Annotated in this window: 20 protein-coding genes; 8 read left to right on the forward strand and 12 right to left on the reverse strand. The window is 43.1% G+C overall.

The window, feature by feature from the left end:
- Positions 1 to 71 precede the first annotated feature (71 nt).
- The 4 genes from K5620_RS09045 to K5620_RS09060 all read right to left on the reverse strand — a co-directional run bounded on the left by K5620_RS09045 (position 72) and on the right by K5620_RS09060 (position 3,252).
- Positions 72 to 512 carry a dCMP deaminase family protein gene (locus K5620_RS09045; RefSeq protein ID WP_016404080.1) on the reverse strand — a complete coding sequence of 147 codons (441 nt, stop codon included), beginning with the start codon at positions 510 to 512 and terminating at the stop codon, positions 72 to 74.
- Positions 513 to 616: 104 nt separating this feature from the next.
- A complete protein-coding gene (locus K5620_RS09050) occupies positions 617 to 2,281 on the reverse strand; it encodes an EAL domain-containing protein (protein WP_051147579.1) in 1,665 nt (554 codons plus the stop codon).
- A gap of 111 nt (positions 2,282 to 2,392) precedes the next feature.
- Positions 2,393 to 3,025 carry a DUF2959 domain-containing protein gene (locus K5620_RS09055; RefSeq protein ID WP_016401158.1) on the reverse strand — a complete coding sequence of 211 codons (633 nt, stop codon included), beginning with the start codon at positions 3,023 to 3,025 and terminating at the stop codon, positions 2,393 to 2,395.
- Positions 3,025 to 3,252 carry a hypothetical protein gene (locus K5620_RS09060; RefSeq protein ID WP_016401157.1) on the reverse strand — a complete coding sequence of 76 codons (228 nt, stop codon included), beginning with the start codon at positions 3,250 to 3,252 and terminating at the stop codon, positions 3,025 to 3,027. Before K5620_RS09060 ends, K5620_RS09055 begins: the two co-directional genes overlap by 1 nt.
- Positions 3,253 to 3,463: 211 nt before the next feature.
- Between K5620_RS09060 and K5620_RS09065 the strand changes: the two genes are divergently transcribed.
- Together K5620_RS09065 and K5620_RS09070 are read left to right on the forward strand one after the other, a co-directional pair.
- Positions 3,464 to 4,603: an exonuclease SbcCD subunit D gene (locus K5620_RS09065; RefSeq protein ID WP_221077474.1), complete on the forward strand. Its 1,140-nt coding sequence runs from the start codon at positions 3,464 to 3,466 to the stop codon at positions 4,601 to 4,603.
- Entirely contained in the window at positions 4,603 to 7,659 is a 3,057-nt protein-coding gene (locus tag K5620_RS09070; protein ID WP_016401155.1) for an AAA family ATPase, read from the forward strand. The genes K5620_RS09065 and K5620_RS09070 overlap by 1 nt, the downstream gene beginning before the upstream one ends.
- A gap of 48 nt (positions 7,660 to 7,707) precedes the next feature.
- Here the strand turns inward: K5620_RS09070 and K5620_RS09075 are convergent, their stop codons facing one another.
- The 6 genes from K5620_RS09075 to dinG all read right to left on the reverse strand — a co-directional run bounded on the left by K5620_RS09075 (position 7,708) and on the right by dinG (position 13,125).
- Positions 7,708 to 8,451 carry an outer membrane protein OmpK gene (locus K5620_RS09075; protein ID WP_016401154.1) on the reverse strand — a complete coding sequence of 248 codons (744 nt, stop codon included), beginning with the start codon at positions 8,449 to 8,451 and terminating at the stop codon, positions 7,708 to 7,710.
- 273 nt (positions 8,452 to 8,724) lie between these two features.
- Positions 8,725 to 8,886: a pleiotropic regulatory protein RsmS gene (rsmS, locus tag K5620_RS09080; protein ID WP_016401153.1), complete on the reverse strand. Its 162-nt coding sequence runs from the start codon at positions 8,884 to 8,886 to the stop codon at positions 8,725 to 8,727.
- Positions 8,887 to 8,960: 74 nt separating this feature from the next.
- Positions 8,961 to 9,722 carry a YccT family protein gene (locus K5620_RS09085; protein WP_016401152.1) on the reverse strand — a complete coding sequence of 254 codons (762 nt, stop codon included), beginning with the start codon at positions 9,720 to 9,722 and terminating at the stop codon, positions 8,961 to 8,963.
- A 3-nt stretch (positions 9,723 to 9,725) separates the two neighbouring features.
- Positions 9,726 to 10,334 (reverse strand): primosomal replication protein PriC, encoded by a 609-nt coding sequence (gene priC / locus K5620_RS09090; protein ID WP_016401151.1) that lies wholly within the window; start codon positions 10,332 to 10,334, stop codon positions 9,726 to 9,728.
- Positions 10,322 to 11,101 (reverse strand): TSUP family transporter, encoded by a 780-nt coding sequence (locus tag K5620_RS09095; RefSeq protein ID WP_016401150.1) that lies wholly within the window; start codon positions 11,099 to 11,101, stop codon positions 10,322 to 10,324. The genes priC and K5620_RS09095 overlap by 13 nt, the downstream gene beginning before the upstream one ends.
- The gene (gene dinG / locus K5620_RS09100) at positions 11,101 to 13,125 is read right to left on the reverse strand and encodes an ATP-dependent DNA helicase DinG (protein ID WP_221077475.1); all 2,025 of its coding nucleotides are present in this window, start codon (positions 13,123 to 13,125) and stop codon (positions 11,101 to 11,103) included. Before dinG ends, K5620_RS09095 begins: the two co-directional genes overlap by 1 nt.
- Positions 13,126 to 13,473: 348 nt before the next feature.
- Between dinG and K5620_RS09105 the strand changes: the two genes are divergently transcribed.
- On the forward strand, positions 13,474 to 14,490 hold the full coding sequence (locus tag K5620_RS09105; RefSeq protein WP_016401147.1) for a porin: 1,017 nt from the start codon (positions 13,474 to 13,476) through the stop codon (positions 14,488 to 14,490).
- 397 nt (positions 14,491 to 14,887) lie between these two features.
- Positions 14,888 to 15,910, forward strand: a complete 1,023-nt coding sequence (locus K5620_RS09110; RefSeq protein ID WP_016401145.1) for a porin — start codon at positions 14,888 to 14,890, stop codon at positions 15,908 to 15,910.
- Between the two features lie 72 nt (positions 15,911 to 15,982).
- Here K5620_RS09110 and K5620_RS09115 read toward each other — a convergent pair whose 3' ends face one another.
- Entirely contained in the window at positions 15,983 to 16,357 is a 375-nt protein-coding gene (locus tag K5620_RS09115) for a TraR/DksA family transcriptional regulator (protein WP_016401144.1), read from the reverse strand.
- A gap of 180 nt (positions 16,358 to 16,537) precedes the next feature.
- Positions 16,538 to 17,479, reverse strand: coding sequence for a tRNA-dihydrouridine synthase (locus K5620_RS09120; RefSeq protein ID WP_016401143.1), 942 nt, complete (start codon positions 17,477 to 17,479; stop codon positions 16,538 to 16,540).
- 433 nt (positions 17,480 to 17,912) lie between these two features.
- Between K5620_RS09120 and apt the strand changes: the two genes are divergently transcribed.
- From apt to K5620_RS09140, 4 genes are all read left to right on the forward strand, one after another.
- Entirely contained in the window at positions 17,913 to 18,458 is a 546-nt protein-coding gene (gene apt / locus K5620_RS09125; protein ID WP_016401140.1) for an adenine phosphoribosyltransferase, read from the forward strand.
- A 14-nt stretch (positions 18,459 to 18,472) separates the two neighbouring features.
- Positions 18,473 to 20,767, forward strand: coding sequence for a DNA polymerase III subunit gamma/tau (gene dnaX, locus K5620_RS09130; RefSeq protein ID WP_016401139.1), 2,295 nt, complete (start codon positions 18,473 to 18,475; stop codon positions 20,765 to 20,767).
- 71 nt (positions 20,768 to 20,838) lie between these two features.
- Positions 20,839 to 21,165, forward strand: coding sequence for a YbaB/EbfC family nucleoid-associated protein (locus tag K5620_RS09135; RefSeq protein WP_016401138.1), 327 nt, complete (start codon positions 20,839 to 20,841; stop codon positions 21,163 to 21,165).
- 93 nt (positions 21,166 to 21,258) lie between these two features.
- Positions 21,259 to 21,681, forward strand: coding sequence for a DUF3010 family protein (locus tag K5620_RS09140; RefSeq protein WP_016401137.1), 423 nt, complete (start codon positions 21,259 to 21,261; stop codon positions 21,679 to 21,681).
- The last annotated feature ends 33 nt before the right edge of the window (positions 21,682 to 21,714 follow it).

Genomic DNA, 21,714 nt, shown 5'->3' on the forward strand with positions numbered 1-21,714 from the left:
TGACTCTACATCTCTATTTTGTACTACATATCAAAGGGCTGTTGAAACAACAGCCCTAGCAATATGAATGATTAGTTTTGATTTAGCGGCAACCAATCAACAGCAACACCTGCTTGGCTAAACATATCTTCACTAACTTTAATTTTGTCTCCCCAGCGCGATAAAAAGTCTTCAGATTGTTCTGGGCAATGCACGGTTGCAATGCCTGTTTGAATAATTTTTGCGGCGCAGTTAGGGCAGGGGAAGTGAGTAACCCAAATTTCGCAGCCAGACAAATCTCGTTTGGCAAACAGAATTGCATTTTCTTCAGCATGCAAGGTTTTAAGCAGTTTCATTTCTCTGTTGTCTGTTTCTGCGCTGTCAGATATACCGTGTGGGTAGCCATTAAAGCCTAAAGAAACAATGCGGTTGCTCTCGGTGATGACGGCCCCCACTTGAGTAGAGGGATCTTTACTCCAAGAAGCCACGAGTTCTGCCATTTGAAAAAAGCGCTTAGCCCATTTAGAAACCATTTGTTTTACTCCTTCGTTAACGCGGCTATTGTGCGGTTGAACGCCTTGGCTTGCAAGTATTGATAAACATTACAAAAAAACAGCTCAAGCAATACAGCCAATCTTTACTCGCTGAATTTGTTAATGGCCTGTGGTTTGCCGTAGAGCCAGCCTTGGTGTAAATAAACACCTTTAGAAATAAGGTAATTTGCTTGTTGCTGATTCTCTACGCCTTCGGCCACTATTTGCAGATTTAGGTTTAAGGCTAAGTCGATTACGCCATCTAGTACTTTGGCTTGTGGAGAATTGGTGTTAATGGCTACCACAAAACTGCGGTCTATTTTTAAGGCATCTAAGGGCAGTTGTTGTAAATATTGTAGGCCGGCATAACCAGTACCAAAATCGTCGATAGCCAATTTAACGCCTTGCTCCTTTAAGCTCTGCAACGACTGTTGCACCTGAGGAGAATCTATTTCTACTAGTTCGGTTTCGGTTACTTCTAAACACAAGTTAGGGAAATCGGCATGTGCGCTTAGCACTTGTTTAATAAAAGATGCGTCTTTTAAATGCTGCCCGGTGATGTTGATATTCACTTTTAGCTGAGGACATTTGGCTAACAAAGAGTGAAGGTCATTCTTTAAGTTACTGATCACTTGTTCGGTAAGGGCAACTTGCAAACGATAGCGGTCAATATCGGGCAAAAAAGCATCTGGGTAACGCAGGCCATCTACCGGGTGCATCCAGCGAACAAGCGCTTCTACTGCGACTAGCTGGCAGTTTCTTGTGTCAAAAATAGCTTGGTAGTAGTTTATAAACTCGTGGTTTTTAAGTGCTAACTTAAGCCGAGAGCGCTGGCTAAGACGCTGGCTGCGATGTCGGTATACCAAGAACACGGTGCAGCATAGCAGTAGGGTATACATGCTTAACTGCACTAGGCTTAAACAATAGACACCTTTGTATAGTTCAGAAGTTGGGCGGCTGGCAACGAGGGCTAGCCCTGGCAGTGCAGGAAAAACTTCGCTAACAAAATATTTATTGCTGTCATCATCAAATTGCGCAAAACCGCTGGTTTTACTTTGTTGTAATGGGAACAAAGGGCTATTTAAGTTTAGCGGCAAGCTGTAACTACCACTTACAAAAAGGGGAGTGCCATTTTGGCTGTCGCTTAAAGCGACGATGTCACTAGATTGGCTGGTATCTTCGATAAATGAACGGAATACCTCTAGCGGTATTGCTGCGTTAACTTCGCTGCCATCGGGGCGGGTTTTGGCAACAACCATAGCTGGTTCTTTGGTGTACTCTAGAACGAGAGGCCCAAAGTAGCGCAACACGTTAGAATTAATTGGCTTAAGTACGTCGGTGGGAGGATCTAGCTTCCCCCAGCTGGAGCACAGCAATTTGCCGTGTTGGCTTACCAAGCCCATTTCTGCAATGTAAGAGATCTTAAAGTGAACTTTGCGCAAGGCGATTAAAGTATCTTCTTGGCACTGTTCACTTACATGAGAGAGTTGCTCAAACTGCTGGTCAATGGCCTTTAGGTTATGACTAATGTTGTTGAAGGTTATTTGATAGTCGTGATTAAAAGCTTCTCGCCTTTGTTGTTTGCTGGTTTCAACAATCCAAAAATAACTAATGATGATGGGAAACAGGCTGCAAAGTAGCGCAAATAACGCAGGCTTAAGTTGTAGCTGTTTAATCCGATAAAACATCAATAAAGTACCTTGGCCTGCAACAGAATTTAAGCGCTTAGCTATTGTGCTGCTTAGTTCAAAAATAATTTCGAGTGGCAAATTTACTTCATTTTTATGAAAGAAATGTTACAGCTGTTGGTGAGAAGGGATTGATAGTAGAAAAGGCAAATAAAAGGCTACAAAAGAAGGACTTGTAGCCTTGTAACTTAGTTATTTCATGCTTGCGATGAATTTGTCTGATTCGGCTATCGCTTTGCTCATTTGTTTAATTACGTCTGCAACTTCTTGCTCTAATCGAGAAAACTCTTTGCCAACCGCGCCAATGGCTCGAGCATTTAGATTATGTTTTAAGTAAAGCTGATTATCGTTTAAGCGACTAAGAACTGGATCCATTTGCGCTTCAGCTTTGCGCATGGCTTTAAGCATGGCGGCGTAACGTTTACGCGTATCTGACAGCTGCTGCTTACTTTCTGCTTTTAAGCTGGCTGACTGGTATTGCTCTAACTCATCTTGCCATTCATCAAAAAGTGCTTCTGCAACACTGTCTACTTCATCTATCCGTTCACTTACGGTTTCGGCTGCTGCTTTAGAGTCTTTATATTGGGCATTAACTTCATCGTAAACATCTTCTAAATCGCCGCCATCAAAATTAGTTAAGGTTTTTAGCTGTTCAAGAGCCGAGGTGAACTGTTGCTGCGCATCTTGTTGGCTTTCTTGTGCTTCTTCTACTCGGTCAACCAATATCTCGCGTTTGTGGTAGCCCACCTTTTCCATTGCGGAGTAATAGGTGGATTCACAAGCAACAAGGCCGGTAAGCAATAATAATATGCTAAAAATTCTCATTAGTTACTCCCTGGTGTAAATCTCGCTGCGTCAATAATTGCCCAAATATGAACGATCACCGCAATCACAATGGGCACAATTAACCACCAAAGCGCGTAGCCTGAAGCGGTGATTACAAAAAACATTAAAGCCGACAGAATTCTGCCTTGAACTAATTGGCCTAAACCGGGGATAAAAAAGCTACAAATAGCGGCAAGCACGTTGCCAGTAGAACCTTGATCAGACACTGTTCTTCCTTGAATTAACTCGAAACAATAATTGTATGTTGCCAGAGTCTAAAGCGCTATGCGAGTTTCGCTGACGAATTCATTTCTTTGACAGCTTGCTTGGTGCCAAATGCGTATATTCGTTGCCTTAAAAGCATGGCTTGGCGATAATGCTGGCACTGCAATTAGTAAAGCACTTGTGCTTGTTTCTGGTTTAACTTACGGATATTGAATGAAATTTCTCCACACTTCTGATTGGCACCTTGGGCGCCAGTTACACAATCAGTCTTTATTAGAAGATCAAGAGTATGTGTTAGAGCAAATTATTCAAATTGCCCAACAGCAACAAGTGGATGCGTTAATCGTAGCTGGTGATGTATTTGATCGCTCTGTGCCACCCAGTAATGCTGTTAAGCTGCTTGATGACACCCTAGATAAACTCGTTAATCAGCTAAACATTCCTGTGATACTGATTGCCGGAAATCACGATGGCGCGCAGCGCCTAGCTTTTGCATCGAGACAAATGCGTGAAAGTGGCCTTTATATTAGTGGCACTTTAGGTCAACAAATTCCTGCCATTAAGCTTGCCGCCAAAGATGGTGAATCAGTGGTGTTTTATCCGCTCCCTTATGCTGAACCAGCGACCGTACGCGAAGTATTTGAGTGCCAAGCAACTAGCCATCAAGAAGCAATGCAAGTGCTGGTTGAACAAGTTAAACAACATGATAGCGAAGGCTTAAAAAAGGTGGTGATTGCTCACTGCTTTTTAGATGGCGGTGATGAATCCGAATCAGAGCGGCCACTTAGCATTGGTGGGGCTGATAAGATTTCTCCACACCTATTTAGCGACTTTGATTATGTTACACTAGGCCATTTACATGGGCCTCAATACAAGGGATCACAGCAGATCCGTTATTCCGGTTCTCCATTAAAATATTCCTTTAGCGAGCAGCATCAGGCTAAGTCTGTGACTTTGGTTGAGCTCACCGAAGACGACTGCAATATAGAACTGATTGCTCTAAACGCTAAGCGAGACGTACGCATTATAGAAGGTTATCTCGACGAGTTATTAGCTAGCGGAAGCGCCGATAGTCACCGAGATGATTACCTAATGGTGCGTTTGTTAGATAAGTCGGCCATTTTAGATGCCATGGGTAAGTTACGCGAGGTATACCCAAATGTTCTGCACCTCGAGCGAACCGGCTTGATGGCGAATACAGACAAGCTTGAGCTTAATCGAGAGCACATAAAAAAAGGTGAATACGACATGTTCACCGACTTTTTTGCCCAAGTGTCTGGCGACGAGCTAAGCGCTGAGCAGCAAGCTTTGTTAAAGCAAACTATCGACCAACTGCACCGCGGAGACCAATAATGCGCCCAATTACTTTATGCATGAGCGCCTTTGGCCCCTTTGCTGGAACAGAGTTGATAGATTTTCGCCAACTCGGCCAAAACCCGCTGTTTCTGCTCAATGGTCCTACGGGCGCGGGTAAAACCACCATTTTAGATGCCATGTGTTTCGCCTTGTATGGAAAGAGCACAGGTGACGAGCGCGAAGCTTCACAAATGCGTTGCGATTTGGCCGATGAAGCCCTACTAACTGAAGTGATTTTTGAGTTTGAACTAGGGGCGAAACGCTATAAAATTCGTCGCGTGCCCGAACAAGCACGCTTAAAAAAATCCGGTGATGGTTATACTCAACAAAAGCCCGAAGCACAGTTAAGTTTAGTTAATGATGACGGCAGCGAAGAGCTGTTGGTGCCCGCCAAAGTGTCTGAAGCCAATAGTCAGATAGAAGCGCTTACCGGTTTAGATGCCGACCAGTTTCGCCAAGTGATGGTCTTGCCGCAGGGCAAGTTTCGTCAGCTGTTAATGGCTGACTCGAAAGAGCGGGAAAAAATATTTTCTCAATTGTTTCAAACGCATATATACAAAAAAATTGAAGATAGCCTTAAAAATCAAGCGGCTAGCATTCGTACAAAAGCCCTAGAGCAAAAAAATATTCGCGAAGGTATTTTACAAAGTGCAGATCTAAATGAGCAAAGCAATTTAAGCGAAGAGCTAGCCCAGTTAAGCCTGCAACTTGAGCAAGCCTTAGCGCAAAAACAGCAAACTGAGTCTCAGTACTCAGCAGCAAATAAAGACTATGAAGCGGCCAAACTACTCGACGAAGACTTTAGTTTACAGGCTACTCTCAAAACATCTTTAAGTGCTTTAAACAAACAAAAAGCCAATATTGGCGAAAAGCAAACTCGCTTAGACCAAGCCAAAGCTGCTCAGGCTATTGAGGCCTTTGATACGGCAAAAGTGCAGCGTTTTAACGAGGCTAAGCAAGCCAGTTTGGCACAAAGCCAGGGTGAATCGGCATTAAGTTTGGCTCAACAACACTTGCAGCAAGCTCTGCAGCAAGTGGAGCAAATGCCAGAGAAAGAAGCGCAATTAGCGCAAGCTCAAGAAAGCTTACTTTCGCTACAAAACTTTAAGCCACTGATTCAAGAACTAGAAAAGCTTAAGCAGCAGCAAACTGCCGCTCATGCAAAACTAGATAGCCAAGCAGAACAAGGCAAGGGGTTAAAGCAGCAGCTGGTAGATTTAGTTAGCAGTAAAGCCGCTTTAAGCGAGCAACTTACCAGCAGTCGCCAATTGGCCGAAACCCAAGCGGAAAAACAGCGGCTTTTAGGTTTAGCTCAACAGTATCTTGAGCAGGCTGATTCTTTAGCAAAACTCAATCAACAGTTAAGCGAGAATAAACGGGAAGTTGAACAATCTGCTGAGCAAGGTAAGCAGCTTAAAGCTCATTACGAGCAAGCTCAGCAGCAGGCGAATCAGGTTCAACTAACTTGGCATCAAGGCCAAGCAGCTATCATGGCGCAGCGTCTTAAGGCTGGTGATGCTTGCCCAGTATGTGGCAGCACTGCGCATCCTCAACTTGCGGCGAGTCAGCAAGCATTGCCCAGCGAAAATGATGTAGAACAGGCACGTAACAATGAGCAAATCGCGCGAGATAAACTAGAAGAAGCGCGTCAGCACTACAAAACCTTAAAAACTAAGCAAAGCGAATGGCTAAATCAACAGCAGAATCTTAGCCAGCAACTGGGCGATAAAGCGGCAACCTCCTTTCAACAGTTTCGCGCAGAGCTGGATGCTGCACAGCAAGCTTTGGCAGCCACTCAACAGGCTCAGTTACATGCTAAACAACAGCAACAACAACTTGAGCAAACAGAGCAAACAGAGAAGCAGCTGCAAGCTCAGGTAGAGCAAGCGCGAGATTTATATCAGCAAACCAAAAGCCAGTTAGATGTGTTGCAAGGGCAGCGGGAGAGTGCTGAGCAAAATCTACCCCAGAAGTTTCAGCAGCCGTCAATTCTTGATGAAGCAATAAACTTACAACAGCAGCAAATTGAGCAACTTAAGACATCTATTGCAGTGATAAACGAGCAACACAATGTTGCTCGTGAAGACTTAAGCGCTAAACAATCGGCAGCTACAGCGGCAAAACAGGCGCTGCAGCTCGCTCAGCAAGCTTTAAGTGAAGCGCAAGCTACGTTTTCTGAACAATTAGCAAAATCCAGTTTTGCCAATGAAAGCGCCTTTAACATGGCCTTGATTAGTGATGAAGAAATGGCAGGACTTGCAAAGGAGCTAGAAGAATATCATAGCGACTTAACAACAGTGTCTGCGCAATTAGAGCAATTAAAGGTCAAACTAAAGGGTAAAAAGCAGCAAAATATTGAAGACTTAGCGCAAGCGCTTAACAAGCTGCTAGAACAAAAAGATTTAGCAGATGCGGAGTGGAACAAGCTCAATAATCGTCAGTTAAGTTTGTTAGATATTCAAAATAAGCTAAATCAAGCCGATAAGAATGTCCAATCTCTCGCTGACCAATACCAAGTAGTAGGCACTTTAGCCGATGTGGCTAACGGCCAAACCGGTAACAAAGTGAGTTTGCAGCGCTTTGTATTGAGTGTTTTGCTAGATGACGTATTGCTGCAGGCCAGCCAGCGGCTAAGCGTTATGAGTAAAGGGCGTTACCAGCTTATTCGCAAAGAGCAACGGGCGAAAGGCAACAAAGCCTCTGGCTTAGAGCTAGAAGTGGAAGATAGCTACACTTCTAAAGTACGCCCTGTCGCAACCCTAAGTGGGGGCGAGAGCTTTATGGCTGCGCTAGCCATGGCATTGGGGCTGTCTGATGTGGTACAAGCCTATGCAGGTGGCATAAAACTAGATACTCTGTTTATTGATGAAGGTTTCGGTAGCTTGGATCAAGAGTCATTAGATTTGGCGATTCGAACTTTGGTGGATTTGCAAAGTACAGGCCGAATGGTGGGGGTGATTTCTCATGTGTCTGAGATGAAGGAACAAATTACCAGCCGTATAGATGTGCTTAAGCATTCATCTGGCAGCACTACTCAGTTACACCTTCCTTAAACAAAAAAGCCAGGCAATGCCTGGCTTTTTACTCTGCTAACTACGAACTTAGAAGTTGTAACGTAGTGAGTAGATGAAGGCGTTTTGGTTGCCTACAGTACCTAGCTTGTTGTATGCGTAACGGTATTGGATACCGGTAGTTACGTGCTCTGTGGCATCCCACCAAAATGCTAATGCACCATTCATTGATACATCATCAGTTTCGCCAGAAACGTCGGTGTAATCTGACTTACGTGCAAATTCAGATTCGTGCCAGTTAGAGATCCAGAATTTTTGGTCCCAAGCGGTAAAGTTGTAAACCGCGGTCCAACCGAACATACCACCGTTAAAACCAGTGAAACCGTCGTTCCAAGAAGGGTTTGTGATAGTCATGTGAGCACCAACCCAAGGAGTAACAAACCAACCGTCACCTTGGAAGCGGTATTGACCACCTAGTACAGTGTTGTTTGCAGCAAAACCTTTTGAGTCAGTTGCGTAGTGTTGGCCGTATAAACGGAAATCAGTATCAGCGATTTTGTAAGCAATAGTTCCTTTATATGCTGTACGTAGTTCATCGCTTCCATCTTGAACGTTTTCTAGATCGAAGAAGCCGTATACTTCACCCCAATCAAAACCTGCGCCACCTTCTAATTCAAGGTAAGCAAAATCTTCTTGGAAACCAGTACGGTCTTGAGTGTTTTTAGACCAATCTAAGTAGTTTACGCTGATGTTACCAAAACCGTAAAGATACTCGGCGCTGGCAGGCGCGCTGGCTAAAAGAGCGGCAGCTGAAAGTAGTGCAATTTTTTTCATAGGGTAGTTCCTTGTTCACGTTTAAGTGAATTACCGTGTGTGTTTTGTTTTGAGTTCGGCAGAAAGTTTATAGTGGAAGGGAACTAAAGTTCTGATTTGGATCACAAAAAACCGCTCACTTATTGGTCAATTAAATCTTATTAACCAAATATGTTTATGGTATTTAGCTTTTCACAAAAAAATAATAAAAATATATAAGTGACAAATATCTAAAATTCAGGCTCTTAGGCTTATTGTTGAGCACTAAGTTAAATTTGTGAGGATATTTTGAGTTTAATCTTCTGGTTTTGCTTGTTCTGCAAGTTTTTTTTGGCAGTCTTGGCTCACTATTTCTAGTGCCTTAAGCGCGAGCTCTGGCTCAATGTGGTTTTCTTCAAGTAATTGAATTAAATCTACAGCCAACTGAATGTGTTTTGGAGCGGAGTTAAGAGACATAGAAATCCGGGAGAGCTAAAGCGATGGGAAAATGACCTGAGTTGACACAACTCAGGCCAGTATTCGTTAGGTTTTTATTGTTGTTGGATTACCCAAATTTGAAACTGCTTACGCGTAGCTGCATCAGCACGCTGATACCAAAATTGCAGCATTTGTAATTCGGTATTGTCTCCCGCAGGAACTGCTACGTCGTTACTTGCTGCAGCTGGACTATCGTTAGAGGCTGCTACTGCTGTAGCTGCAACAGCGGTTGTTGCTACTGCAGCTGTGGCATTGCTGTTGCTATTTGTAGAACTTGCCGCTGGAGTGTCGGTTTTAGCTACCACGGCAGTGGTTGTGGCGGCGGCAGCTGCTGGAGCCGCTGTACCTTGTTTAGCTTCAATGGCGGCAATCTCTTCTAAATAATCACGAGAAAACTGCATACCTGGTTTTAAAGGCAGAAGATAATAACTTGAGTCTACAGAACCACCGTTTTCATCTTTTAAACTAAAACTTGGCTTATCAGCAAATTTTTTGGCTTTGCTAATACTGCGGGGTTGTTGAGCTTTTAAAACGATGTCTTGGCCATCTTTAACGTTTAAGTTGATAACGATGGGCGTTGACTTAATAATTTCTGAATTGCTGTTAGAGCCTACGTTGTCTGCGTAGCGAACCACAACTTGATGAGGACCAGCATTTAAGTCGGCGCTAGTTTTGCTAAGGCTAAGTACACCAGTAGACTGTTTATCTACATACATAATCTCAAAGTGACTAGGTGTAGAAAAGCTCGCGGCAAAGGCGTTGAAGCTTGCAATACAAGCAAATGTTAAGCTTACAGTCTTCCCAAAGAATCGCATGAATTACTCCTTAAAGCGTGATTCTAACTGATTTATTTTCTGTTCCAGTTTCCAAGTGGTTTTTTGACACTCACCTAAACGACTTTTTAAGCTGAGGATCTCCGCGCTTAGTCTAGCAGTATCTGTCTTGATATTACTACGATTAAGTACTTGGTTTTTTTCTGCAATTTTTTGTTCTAATTGTGCTTCAAATTGCTTTTGTTGATTGAGCTTTTCGCGCAGTTGATTTTGATCGCCAGAGTTGATTACTTTATTTAAGCGATTTTGCCAACTCTGGATCCGCTGCTGCTGGGGAATGGAGCGTTGTTTTTGTTTGCGAGTTACCTGGTTAATTTTACCTTGCAGCATGGCAAATTTACCTACAAATCGGTCGCAGTATAGTTTGAGCAAGTCTATGTCTTTGGTTTTTTCACCTAAGCGACTTATTTGAAGGAGGTCTTTTTCAAGCTCACTAACATAGTCACTAAACAGATCACTACGACAGTTAAATCGTTCATCAAGTACTGCGGTTTTTGCGTACGCGCTGCGTTCACCTTGCAAATCTCGGTGTACGGCTTGCTCCTTTAGTTGGCGAAGCTTTTGCGCCAACGTTTCAAGTTCTAACTCAACCATGCTTGCCAAGCCAGTTTACCGGCAATAACCATTACCACAGTAATAAACACCGGGCGAATAAATTTAGCACCAAAGTGAATGGCAGAATGCGCGCCAACTACTGCTCCAAGCATAATACTTACGCCCATGGTTAACCCAATTGCCCAATTTACGTGGCCTAAGTATACAAAGGTAATAAAGGAAACAAAGTTACTGGTGAAGTTCATCGCTTTTGCTAAGCCAGAGGACAATAAAATGTTCATCTTATATAAGGCCATGGACGATACCGTCCAGAAAGCTCCGGTACCAGGACCGGCAACACCATCGTAAAAGCCTAAGCTTAAACCTTGCCCAAGCATTTGTTTGGTTAGTTTTTTGTCTGCTTTGGGAAGCACTGCTTGGCCGTCGGCTTGTTTACGATTAAGGATGGTGTAAACCGCGGTTGCCATAATCACTAGAGGTAACAGCTTTTCTAACCACTCGGTACTAATAAAGTCGACGATAAAGGTGCCGGCAAAGGCGCCAATTGCAGTAGCAACAAAGCTCCAAAGCCAAAACACCGGGTTAAATAGTTGTTTGCGATAAAATGTCCATGCAGCGGTGCTTGAACCAAAACTCGCAGCAAGCTTGTTAGTACCTAAGGCAATGTGAGGAGGTAAGCCAATGCTTAGTAAGGCGGGAATGGTTAATAGGCCTCCGCCTCCTGCAATAGCATCAATAAAACCGGCTGTTAGGCCTATGCCTACGATAAGGATCAAAACAGAAGGGTCGAGTCCCAGTTCTAACATCAATGGTCACTTCTTTTATAAGGTGGTAATGCAGCTAATAGTTGCTTGCCGTATCGACGAGTAGTGAGTCGACTATCGAGCAGCACGATTCTACCTGAATCACTTTCTTTTCTCATTAGTCTTCCGCAGCTCTGTACTAGTTTTCTGCTGGCGCTAGGTAAAGTTAGCAACATGAACGGATTTTGGTTGCGACTTTCAAGCAGCTCAGCATGGCTGGCCATAACGGGTTCGGTCGGCACTGCAAAGGGAAGGCGAGCAATGATAAGGTCGGTTAATAGATCACCGGGCAAATCTATGCCTTCACTAAAACCAATTGTGGCGAGAATAGTACTGGTTTGTTTTTGTTGTCGACTTTGTCGGTGTTTTGCCAAGATTTGTTGATTGGTTAATTGACCTTGAATCCAAAGGTTATCTAATTTTTGCTTTTCTAATTGCTCCGCAACTTTATCCACTAAACGATAAGAGTTACAAAGTACCAATATGCCGCCTTGATTGTGCTGAGCTTCGATGATCTTTTGAGCAACATTATTGGCAAATTCAGGATGGTCAGGCTCAGCGATATTATTCGGAACCTCTAAAATAACCTGTTGGTAGTTAAAAGGGGAAGGCAGCTTTATGAGCTGTTCGCTGGCTAACTTAGGTAAGCCAATTTGGTTTACATAATAGGAGAAGTTACCTAGAGCACTAAGTGTTGCTGAAACGGCTATAACCGAAAAAGCGTCTTGCCACAGCAGCTGTTGCAGCAAACCACCAATTTCTATTGGTGAACTACAAAGCTGTATTTCTTTATCTTTACGAGTAAACCAAAAGGCATAGTTTTTTTGGTTGTTTTCGTTCGCATAACTAAACAACACCTCCAACCAAGACTCAGCTAAACTTTGCATGATGCTTAATCTACTCAGTAAGGCTTCAGCCTGGGCAGACTTCATTTGATTGTTGGCAACGTTCTCTTGGATAACCCCTGCGTAATGTTGCAAACTATTGCTGAGCTTATTGGCTTCTTTATGGTAGTTACTGGCTAGGTTAATAACTGCCGAGGGAGTTTTTCCTAAAGCGAAGCGCCAATGCTGACTGTTATCAAATGATTCTTTATTCGCATTTGCAACATCCTTAAGTTTGTTAAAGCAGCGGTTTAGTTCTGCGCAAGCTTCCTTTAGCTTTAGGCTGCTTCCTGCAATGGCATTTGGGTTTAGTATGTTCGCTAATTCTTTGTCGAACAGCTTTAGGTTTTCTAGCTCCTTTAGTGCGTGATTTAGCATTAGTTGCTTAGCGCTAGCTTCTCTTGCTATCTCTGGAAACTGATGAGCTTCGTCTAAAATATAGATGCAATCTTCTGCTGCCGGCAGAATATGGCCACTGCCTGCATGAAGATCGGCGAGCAACAAACTGTGGTTTGCCACAATAACATCAGCTTTTTTTAAACCTTTGCGTGCTTTATGAAACGGACAACTTCTATGCCTAGCCGATTGAACCGAGCAACTTAGAGTATCAACCACAACATGTTGCCAAATTTGCCAAGGTACTTGCCCTGGCCAGCTATCTCTATCGCCATCCCATTTACCTTGCTGCAAAGCAATTGCCATTTTTTTGGTGAGATCTAATTGTTTAGGGGTGAGGCCTAAATCGGCGCTAGTCGCAGCTACAAGTTTATGGGCGCAACAATACCGCTGCCTTCCTTTTGCTAAGGCAAACTCAAACTCGCCGTGTGCTGCTCTATGCACCGTGGGTAAATCGCTTTCTATTAGTTGTTGCTGCAGGGCAACGGTTGCGGTGGAAACGACAACTTTCTTATTTAGGGCTCTGGCTAATGGAATAGACGCCAGTAAATAAGCTAGCGATTTACCTGTTCCCGTGCCGGCTTCTGCTAAAAGCACCCGTTGTTTACGATTAATGTCCCCAGCAATTGTTTTGGCTATTTGTGCAATAAGAGAACTTTGTGCAGATCTCTTCACAAATAATGGGTTTTGCTCCTGAAGAGTATTATACCAATGGCGAATTCGTTGTTTGTTTTTTTCTGTTAACATGAATTCCTCAATGTTGTTAACAACTTATAAGTAAGCGCTTATTCCATGCCTAGATATTATAGATGACTAGAGCGACATAAAATACTGTAAAAAAATCAAATTATTGGCTTAAATACTGTTAGAGCTAGATCACGTTTTTATCTCTAATACATTCTTTTATTGTGCCTGACTATAGTTTGACCACTCTAAAAGCGCGTAGATACAGGGTTTTACGTGATTTTATAAAAGTTCAATTTTTTATTGCAAAAATTTTTCAGCTTGATAATGTATTGACCAGACAGTGAGAAATCACTGTCGCACAGGGAATTTAAGGAACAAGTGTTTAATTGCTAAGAAGGCACAGGAAAAATGAAAAAAACAATTCTAGCGGTAGCAATACCAGCTCTATTCGCAGCATCTGCACAAGCTGCAACAGTATATGACGCTGACGGCGTAACAGCTGAACTTTACGGTCGTATGCAATTTGATATCAGTGATGCTGGTGGCGACGATTCAGACCTTGATGGTGTTGGTTCTGCTCGTATGGGCTTTAAAGCAAAATCTGAAATTGCATCAGGCGTTTACGGTTTAGCTCGTGGTGAGTGGCAAATTCGTGCCGAAAACAGCGGCGAATCAGCTAAGCAGCTTTCCGCTCGTCACATCTACGCTGGTTTCGAATTCGATGATGCTGGTTCAGTAGTATTTGGTCAAACTGATACTGCTTTCTACCAAGCTGTAGCTGCAACAGATATCTTCAATACCTACGGTTACGAAGCTTTCACGGCAATCGAAGATGGTCGCCAAGAAGGTCAAATCGTATACTCTGGTGAGTTTGGTGGTTTTTACGTTGGTGCTTCTTACCAGTTCCGTGATGAGAACTTCAAGCTAGGTTTTGGCAACCCTGACTCAGGCATCCCTGCTGAACCTACTCAAGCTTCTTTAGATCAAGGTTACGCTGCTACTTTAGGTTACAACTTTGACTTCGGTTTAGGTCTATATGGTGGTTACCACGTAGAAAAATTTGATTCTTTCGAAAACGGTGCAGTAAATGGTGCCGATAAGAAGAACATGGCTCTTTCTGCTACTTACTCTTGGGAAGACCTATACTTAGGCGCTGTATACGCTGCTACTGATCTAGATGGTGCAGAACTTAAAGGTTATGACTTAGTTGCTTCTTACGACATTAACGCTGTATCTCTATACACAGGTTATGCTGCGCAAGAAGGTAAAGGCGACGCTAGTGATTTAGGCGATACTGCTAAAGCATTCAAGCTTGGTGCAGCTTACAAGTTCAACAGCAACATGAAAGCATGGGCTGAGTACTTGAACAATGGCCTAGAAGGCGCTGACAACGAATGGACTATCGCAGTACAATACAACTTCTAAGTTTATTGTTGCGATGAGCGCTAGTTAAGCGTTCTACAGCCATTAAAAAGCTCACTTCGGTGGGCTTTTTTGTTTTATCTGATTTCAAATTTTCCTAGCCTAGCTTGTAAGTTCTCTTTCTTCACTTTCCCTAAAAAGCTTTTTAAATCTTAAGCTTGCCTAAATATTTGCTATTAAATAGACATTGTTTAGATTTTTATTTTGTTGACATGCCTATTGCACTTTCAATTAACCATAAAAGTTCATAAAAACTTCAAAAAAATGTTGATTTCACTCTCATTATCAGCAAATATGTCGGCCGTGAGAGGGAATTCACTGCTCAAGGAAACCATTCCAAGGACGAATGAATGGGTCAAGGAAGAGATAAATTATTAATCTCAAAATAGGCAGTGGAACTTTGAAAAAGACTATTCTAGCAATCGCAATCCCAGCATTATTTGCAACTGGTGCAACTAACGCTCAAGAAATTTACAACGACGGCGAAAACGCATTTTCTATCGGTGGTCGTCTTAACCTTATGGTTGAGTCTGCTAACAACGAAGGCGAGCGCGATCTTCGTTCAGAAAACAACTCTTCACGTATTAACCTAAACTTCTCTCGCAAAATGAGCGAAAATGTTACTGCTCGCGCTACTATGGAGTACGGTTTAGACAACCCAAATGGTAACAGTGACTCTCCTTTCTTCAACCGTTTAGGTTTCATCGCAGTTGACCACGCAGACTATGGTTCTGTTTCTTACGGTAAGCAATGGTCTACTTACTACACTATCACTGGCGTAACCGATGTATTTTGGGTATACGGCGGTACCGCAATGGGTATTTACGACAACGGTGACAAAGCAGGTACTGCACGTGCTAACGACGCACTTCAATACAACGGTAGCTTTGGCGGCGTTAACTTAAGCGGTCAGTACCAATTCGCTGACGAAGATGAAGGTCGTAAAGATAGCTACTCTGGTGCTGTTTCTTATGACTTCGATTTCGGTCTAAATGTTGGTGCTACTTACCACCAAATGAACCGTACTGATGCTGAAAAATCAGAAGTGTTCAACGATGGCGATGCTAAGCTTACTGCGTTAGCGGCTAGCTACAACCAAGGCCCTATCTACGCTGCGGTATCTTACGGTGAGTTCAAAAACCACGTACAGTTTGAAGGCGCTACTGGCGTATCTGACAAAGCTATCGGCCACGAAGGTGTATTCGCTTACACGCTAGACATGGGTCTACAGCTTTACACTGGTTGGAACGTTCAAGAAGACAAAAACTCTTCAGCTGACCTAAAAACTGCTTTAGTTGGTGCAATGTACGATTGGAACAATGTTCTTTTGTACACTGAGTACCAAGACGAGACTACTAAGTCTGTATCTGGTGCTAAAGAAGACGACAACCGCTTAGCAGTGGGTGTACGTTACAACTTCTAATTCTTCTAAGAAGATGGAAGTAAAAAGGCCACCTAAGGGTGGCCTTTTTGTATTTACTGGTTTCAGTATAATTTAAAGTGCGAAACTTTCGCGCCGCTTAAACATACGGTGTTTGTCACTACAGCGTTGACAGCGTTGAGTACTTGGATCGTTTTCTAAACGGCCAATTTCAATCTCTTCTTCACAGTCGCTACACAATCCATATAAACCTAAGTCTATTTGGCAAAGTGCTGCGTCAACCCTTTGTAATTGTTTTAACTGAGTCGTTAGCTCTGAGAGCTGCAATTTCAGGGCCTGGTCAATAAGTTCTTCGTTAGTTAAAGACTGTAATTTGTCAGCTGTTAGCTTCAAGCTGGTTTTTTCTGAGGCAGTTAAAATTGAGATTATTTCAGACTTTAACTGCTCTAATTGTTGCGTGAGTCGCAACTGATAATCTCTAAATTCCACGTTTAAGCCCAATTATTAAATGAGCTAGCAGTATAAACACCGGGTCTAACCCCGAGATATGATGTGAATCAAAACGAAACACTAAAAAGCTATATAACTACTTTTATTAGGGTTTTGTTGATCTAATACAGAATATGAGCAAATAGTGCGAAGAAACGTAAAGCCAAGCTTAACGAAAGGTCAATCTTTGCATTGCTGAAAGCGGATTTGCTTAACAATAGAATTGGTATCTTTTAATACTCTGATGTTGCGAAAGAGATCGTCGGCTTCGGTGTAGTAGCCAGAAAGGTATCTTAACCACTGTTTCACCCGGCTTTGGTAGTACTTGGCTTTTTCACTGGTGATTTCGTGCTGAGAGTAGCGAATTAGCAGCTCAATCACTGCTGACCAATGCAATGGTTCTTCGTCACCTCGTACTACTTTAGCAAGGTTTGGAATAGTAAGTGCACCACGGCCAATCATTACATCTTCACAATCGCTTGCTTCTTTGCACTGTAAGTAGTTTTCTCGGTTCCAAACTTCTCCGTTAGCAATAATAGGAATAGAGAACTGTTGTTTAACTTGCTTTATATAGTGCCAATGCGCTGGCGCTTTGTAACCGTCGAGCTTAGTTCTCGCATGAATGGTTAGCTCATTGGCGCCTGCTTCTTGCACAGCTTGCACAATATCAAAGCAGTCTTCTTTGTTTTCCCAACCTAAGCGAATTTTGGCAGATACAATATGCTGCTTAGGTACCGCTTTTCTTACTTCACTGACAACATCAAAAATCGACTGAGGGGCTTTTAGCATAGACGCACCACCGCAGCTTCCAGTAACAGTATTGCTGGGGCAGCCAAAGTTTAGATCTAAACCATGAGAGCCAAGTTCGATAGCTCTTACCGCATTTTCTGCCATCGGGCCAGGATGCTGGCCTAACAGCTGTACTCTAACCGGGGTGTGGCCTGCTATTAAACCTTGCTCATGTAGTTCCGGGCAGTACTTGTAGAATACTTTGTCGGGCAGGGCTACGTCAGTAACACGAATGAACTCTGTTACACACCAGTCGTAGCCACCACAACTAGACAAAAGCTGGCGCATGGAAGCATCTGCAACGCCTTCCATTGGGGCTAAAACTACGCGCATAGTAAACCTTAGTTTGAAAAAGCGGCCATTCTAACGGTTTGTGGTGTCTGCTGCTAGCAAATTAGCTACGCAAATTATTGGCCTGAATAAGCTGGATGCTCAGTTTATTTCCATGTTTTTGTTGGGTGTTTGTAGAGATGATGCTCAAGTATAATTGATCTAGATCAATGTTGATTGAATTTAGTTTAAAGGTGAAGTTTAGATGGACCAGCAGTTTAAAGAAGATTATAACGTATTCTATTTCCTAGGTTTTGTAGTGGCGCTGCTGTTACCAACCCTACCTTTGAGCTTGTCTCTACTAAAAATATTTGCCTAACTTTTGGCTATTATCTAGGTTAGCACTTCGTTGCTTTATCGTCATAAACTGAGATAATTAAAGATTGTAAATACGCCCATCCTGTTTGGGCGTTTTTTTTGGAAAATGGAAGCCGGTATGAGCAGCGCTAATCTTGAGTATATAAAGAACGCAATTAAAACTATCCCTAACTACCCAAAAGAGGGGATATTGTTTAGGGATGTTACCAGTTTAATTGAAGATCCAAAGGCTTTTGCCTTGGTTATTCATGAATGGCAACAGCGTTTCGAAAACCTTGGTATTACCAAGATCGTTGGCACCGAAGCAAGAGGTTTTATTTTTGGTGCGCCACTAGCGCTGGCATTAGGGGTTGGTTTTATTCCGGTTCGCAAACCTGGCAAGTTACCTCGCGAAGTCATTGGCGAAAGCTATGAGCTTGAATATGGTATGGATACTTTGGAAATACATACCGATGCTATTCAGCCTGGCGACAAAGTGTTGTTGGTTGATGATTTAATCGCAACTGGCGGTACCGCCGAGGCGTCTGTGAAGTTAATTCGCCAGTTAGGCGGCGAAATCAACTATGCGGCCTTTGTTATTAATTTGGTAGACTTACCTGGCGCACAGAAATTAACGACACTCGGAGTAGAATCAACTTATCTAGTTGAGTTCGAAGGCGAATAGGACAACAGCATTTAATGAATTATCAAGCCCTAGCGAGAAAATGGCGACCCAGAACATTCCAGCAAGTTGTTGCCCAACAACATGTACTAGCTGGCTTGATAAACTCATTAGACCAACAGCGTTTGCATCACGCATATTTGTTTAGTGGCACCCGCGGTGTGGGTAAAACAACTATTGCGCGCTTGTTTGCTAAAAGCCTCAATTGTGAGCAAGGAGTGTCTTCTAATCCTTGTGGCAAGTGCAGTAATTGCCTAGAAGTCGATCAAGGTAACTTTGTTGACTTGTTAGAAATTGATGCTGCCTCGCGCACTAAAGTCGAAGATACTCGAGAGCTTCTAGACAACGTTCAGTATAGCCCCGCCAAAGGCCGCTATAAGGTGTACTTAATCGACGAAGTACATATGTTGTCACGTCATAGTTTTAACGCACTACTTAAAACACTAGAAGAGCCACCAGAACACGTTAAATTTTTACTTGCTACCACCGATCCGCAGAAACTGCCGGTTACGGTGTTGTCACGCTGCTTACAATTCCAGTTGAAAGCGCTGAGTGAAGAACAAATTTCTCAGCAGTTAGCTCATATTTTAGATGCTGAACAGCGTAAATATCAGCCTGCAGCACTTGCTGCTTTAGCCCATGCAGCCGATGGTAGCATGCGAGACGCTTTGAGCTTAACTGATCAAGCGTTAGCCTTGTCTAACCAAGAGCTAGCTTACCAGCAAGTACTTAATATGTTGGGCGTGTTAGACCCTCATCAGTTGCGTCAGCTTCTTTGTCATGTCGTTGCCGGGCAAACAGAATCGGTATTCAGCAAAATCTCAGAGTTAGCGAGTATGTCGCCTGATTACGAGCACTTGCATCAACAACTCGCTGAGATTATTCATAAAGTAGCTATGGCGCAGGTGCTACCAGCAAGTCAACATGATGAAACGATTCAAATGCTTGCAGAGCAAGTAGACGCGCAACTGGTGCAGTTACTTTATCAAATAGTGATTACTGGTAAGCGAGATTTTGCTTACGCTCCAAGCCCACGTAGCGGTTTCGAAATGACCGTATTACGATTGTTGGCATTTCAGCCAGCAGAGCAGGGTGAAGTTGCAAGCCCGATTACTACAGAAAATAGCCCGAGCAATGCAGATTTAGCGGATAAAAGCTTAGTAAAAGAGCAACAAGAAATTTTAGAGCAAGCGACGCAGCAAGGTTATGAAATACCTACCGCTCCTGCAGTATCAGGTGTTAGCGATAATGCGCCAGCTCCTGTTGATAAAGATGAGCGAGTTGTGCAGCGAGAGCAGAGCATTGCCAAGCTGAAAAATCAGTTACGTGGTGATAGTTCTGAGCAACAGCAACAGCAACAGCAACAGCAACAGCAAACCAAACAAGCTGCTTCTTCAGCGGATGTAGGCAACCCAGCAGAACCAGTTGCAACAGAAGCATCTACAGGGAGCACGCCACCAGTGGCAAGCCATCCGGCGCCTTCCCAAACACCACCTTCATCAACTCAAGCTGCTCCTCAGGCCAACACCAAACAAGCCGCTGTTAGTGCAGATCAAGCATCGGTTGATGATAGTTATTATGCCCAGTTTGCCGACATGAATGTTGAGGCTGAATATGAAGAGCCTAATTATGCTGCCGAATACCAAGCTCAAGACTTGCCTGCTGCAATGCCTGAGACTACTCCAGTAGATGTTCCTCAAGCACCGGCTAAAGAAGAAACTGCATCCTTGTTGCAGTTGAGAAGCCAGCTACGTGGGCGAGGAAAGTCCGGAAAAAAGTCTGAAGAGGCGGGCGCCTCTAACAATCTAAAGCCAAACTTAGCATCAGTAAATGCTTCGGAGCCATCCTCGAATAATCTTTCACCAGCGCAGCCAGAAACGGTTGAACCAGTTGAGGAAGTAGAAACGGTAAGCTTTGTCGCCACTACAAACGACAATGATGAAGCTTGGTCCGAGATGGTGAAGTTTATGGAATTAGGGCCAATTGCTCGACAAATAGCCATTAACTCTTTGTATCAACTTTCTGAAAGCACCGTAAAGTTGCTATTAAAACCCGAGTTATCTCACTTGCCTAAACCAAGCTCGGTGGAAGAGTTAAATCAGCAATTGAGCGTGTGCTTGCAGCAGGAAATCGAATTAGAAATAACTGTCGGTGAAAACTCAAATGGCAAAACACCTTTAGAGTTGGCGCAGTTACTTCATCAAAAAAATACCAATGCAGCCATTGATAGGTTATTGAGTGATCCTAATATCCAAGTATTACAGCAACGCTTTGGTGCAGAATTAGATAACGACAGTGTGAAATACCACTGAACAACTTGATTTTCGACATTAATCTAGATGTAATGTCGCAGTTATAACTAATAGAAGAGAAGAGAATAGTTATGTTTAAAGGCGGAATGGGTAACCTAATGAAGCAAGCGCAGCAAATGCAAGATAAAATGCAGCGCGCTCAAGAAGAAATCGCCAAAATGGAAGTTACTGGTGAATCAGGCGCAGGCTTGGTGAAAGTTGTTATGCTAGGTAACCACAACGTTCGTCGTGTTGAGCTAGATGAAAGCTTAATGGACGATGACAAAGACATGATTGAAGACTTACTGGCTGCAGCGGTTAATGACGCAGTACGTCGTGTAGAAGAAACCAGCAAAGAAAAAATGGCTGATGTAACCGGTGGAATGCAAATGCCTCCAGGTATGAAAATGCCATTCTAAGCTAGCTTAGAGCAGCAAATTGATTAGGCCGCATAGCGGCCTTTTTTGTGCAACACTTAGTTTGCATGAACGTAGATTAAAATAGGTAGCAAGATGAAAGTATGCGGTGTAGAAATAAAAAGTAATGAAGTTATTGTTAGCTTGCTAACACTGGAAGATGGACTATTTCAAATTCCAGATTGTCGTGTGCGCCGTCTTACTTTAAGCGACATAAACAGCACTCAGCACTTACGTGATTTTCAGTTCGCCTTTGCTAAATTGATGAGCGATTACAAGGTTGAGAAAGTGGCGATTAAGCAGCGCCCAATGAAAGGTAAATTTGCCGGTGGTGCGGTAGGCTTTAAATTGGAAGCGGCTATCGAGTTAATTAGCGAGCTAAATGTAGACTTAGTTTCAGCCACTAAATCTAAGCAAGTATTAAAAGATAACCCAATGCCGGTAGAGTTTTCTGCAACGGGCCTTAAAGCCTTTCAAGAGACATCGTTTACCACCGCTTATGTAGCTTGTATGGCTTGATTAACGTTTAGATTCTAGCCTTAGGGCTGGATT

Origin of the sequence: Agarivorans albus (assembly GCF_019670105.1) — a bacterium.
Classification (GTDB): Bacteria; Pseudomonadota; Gammaproteobacteria; order Enterobacterales; family Celerinatantimonadaceae; genus Agarivorans; species Agarivorans albus.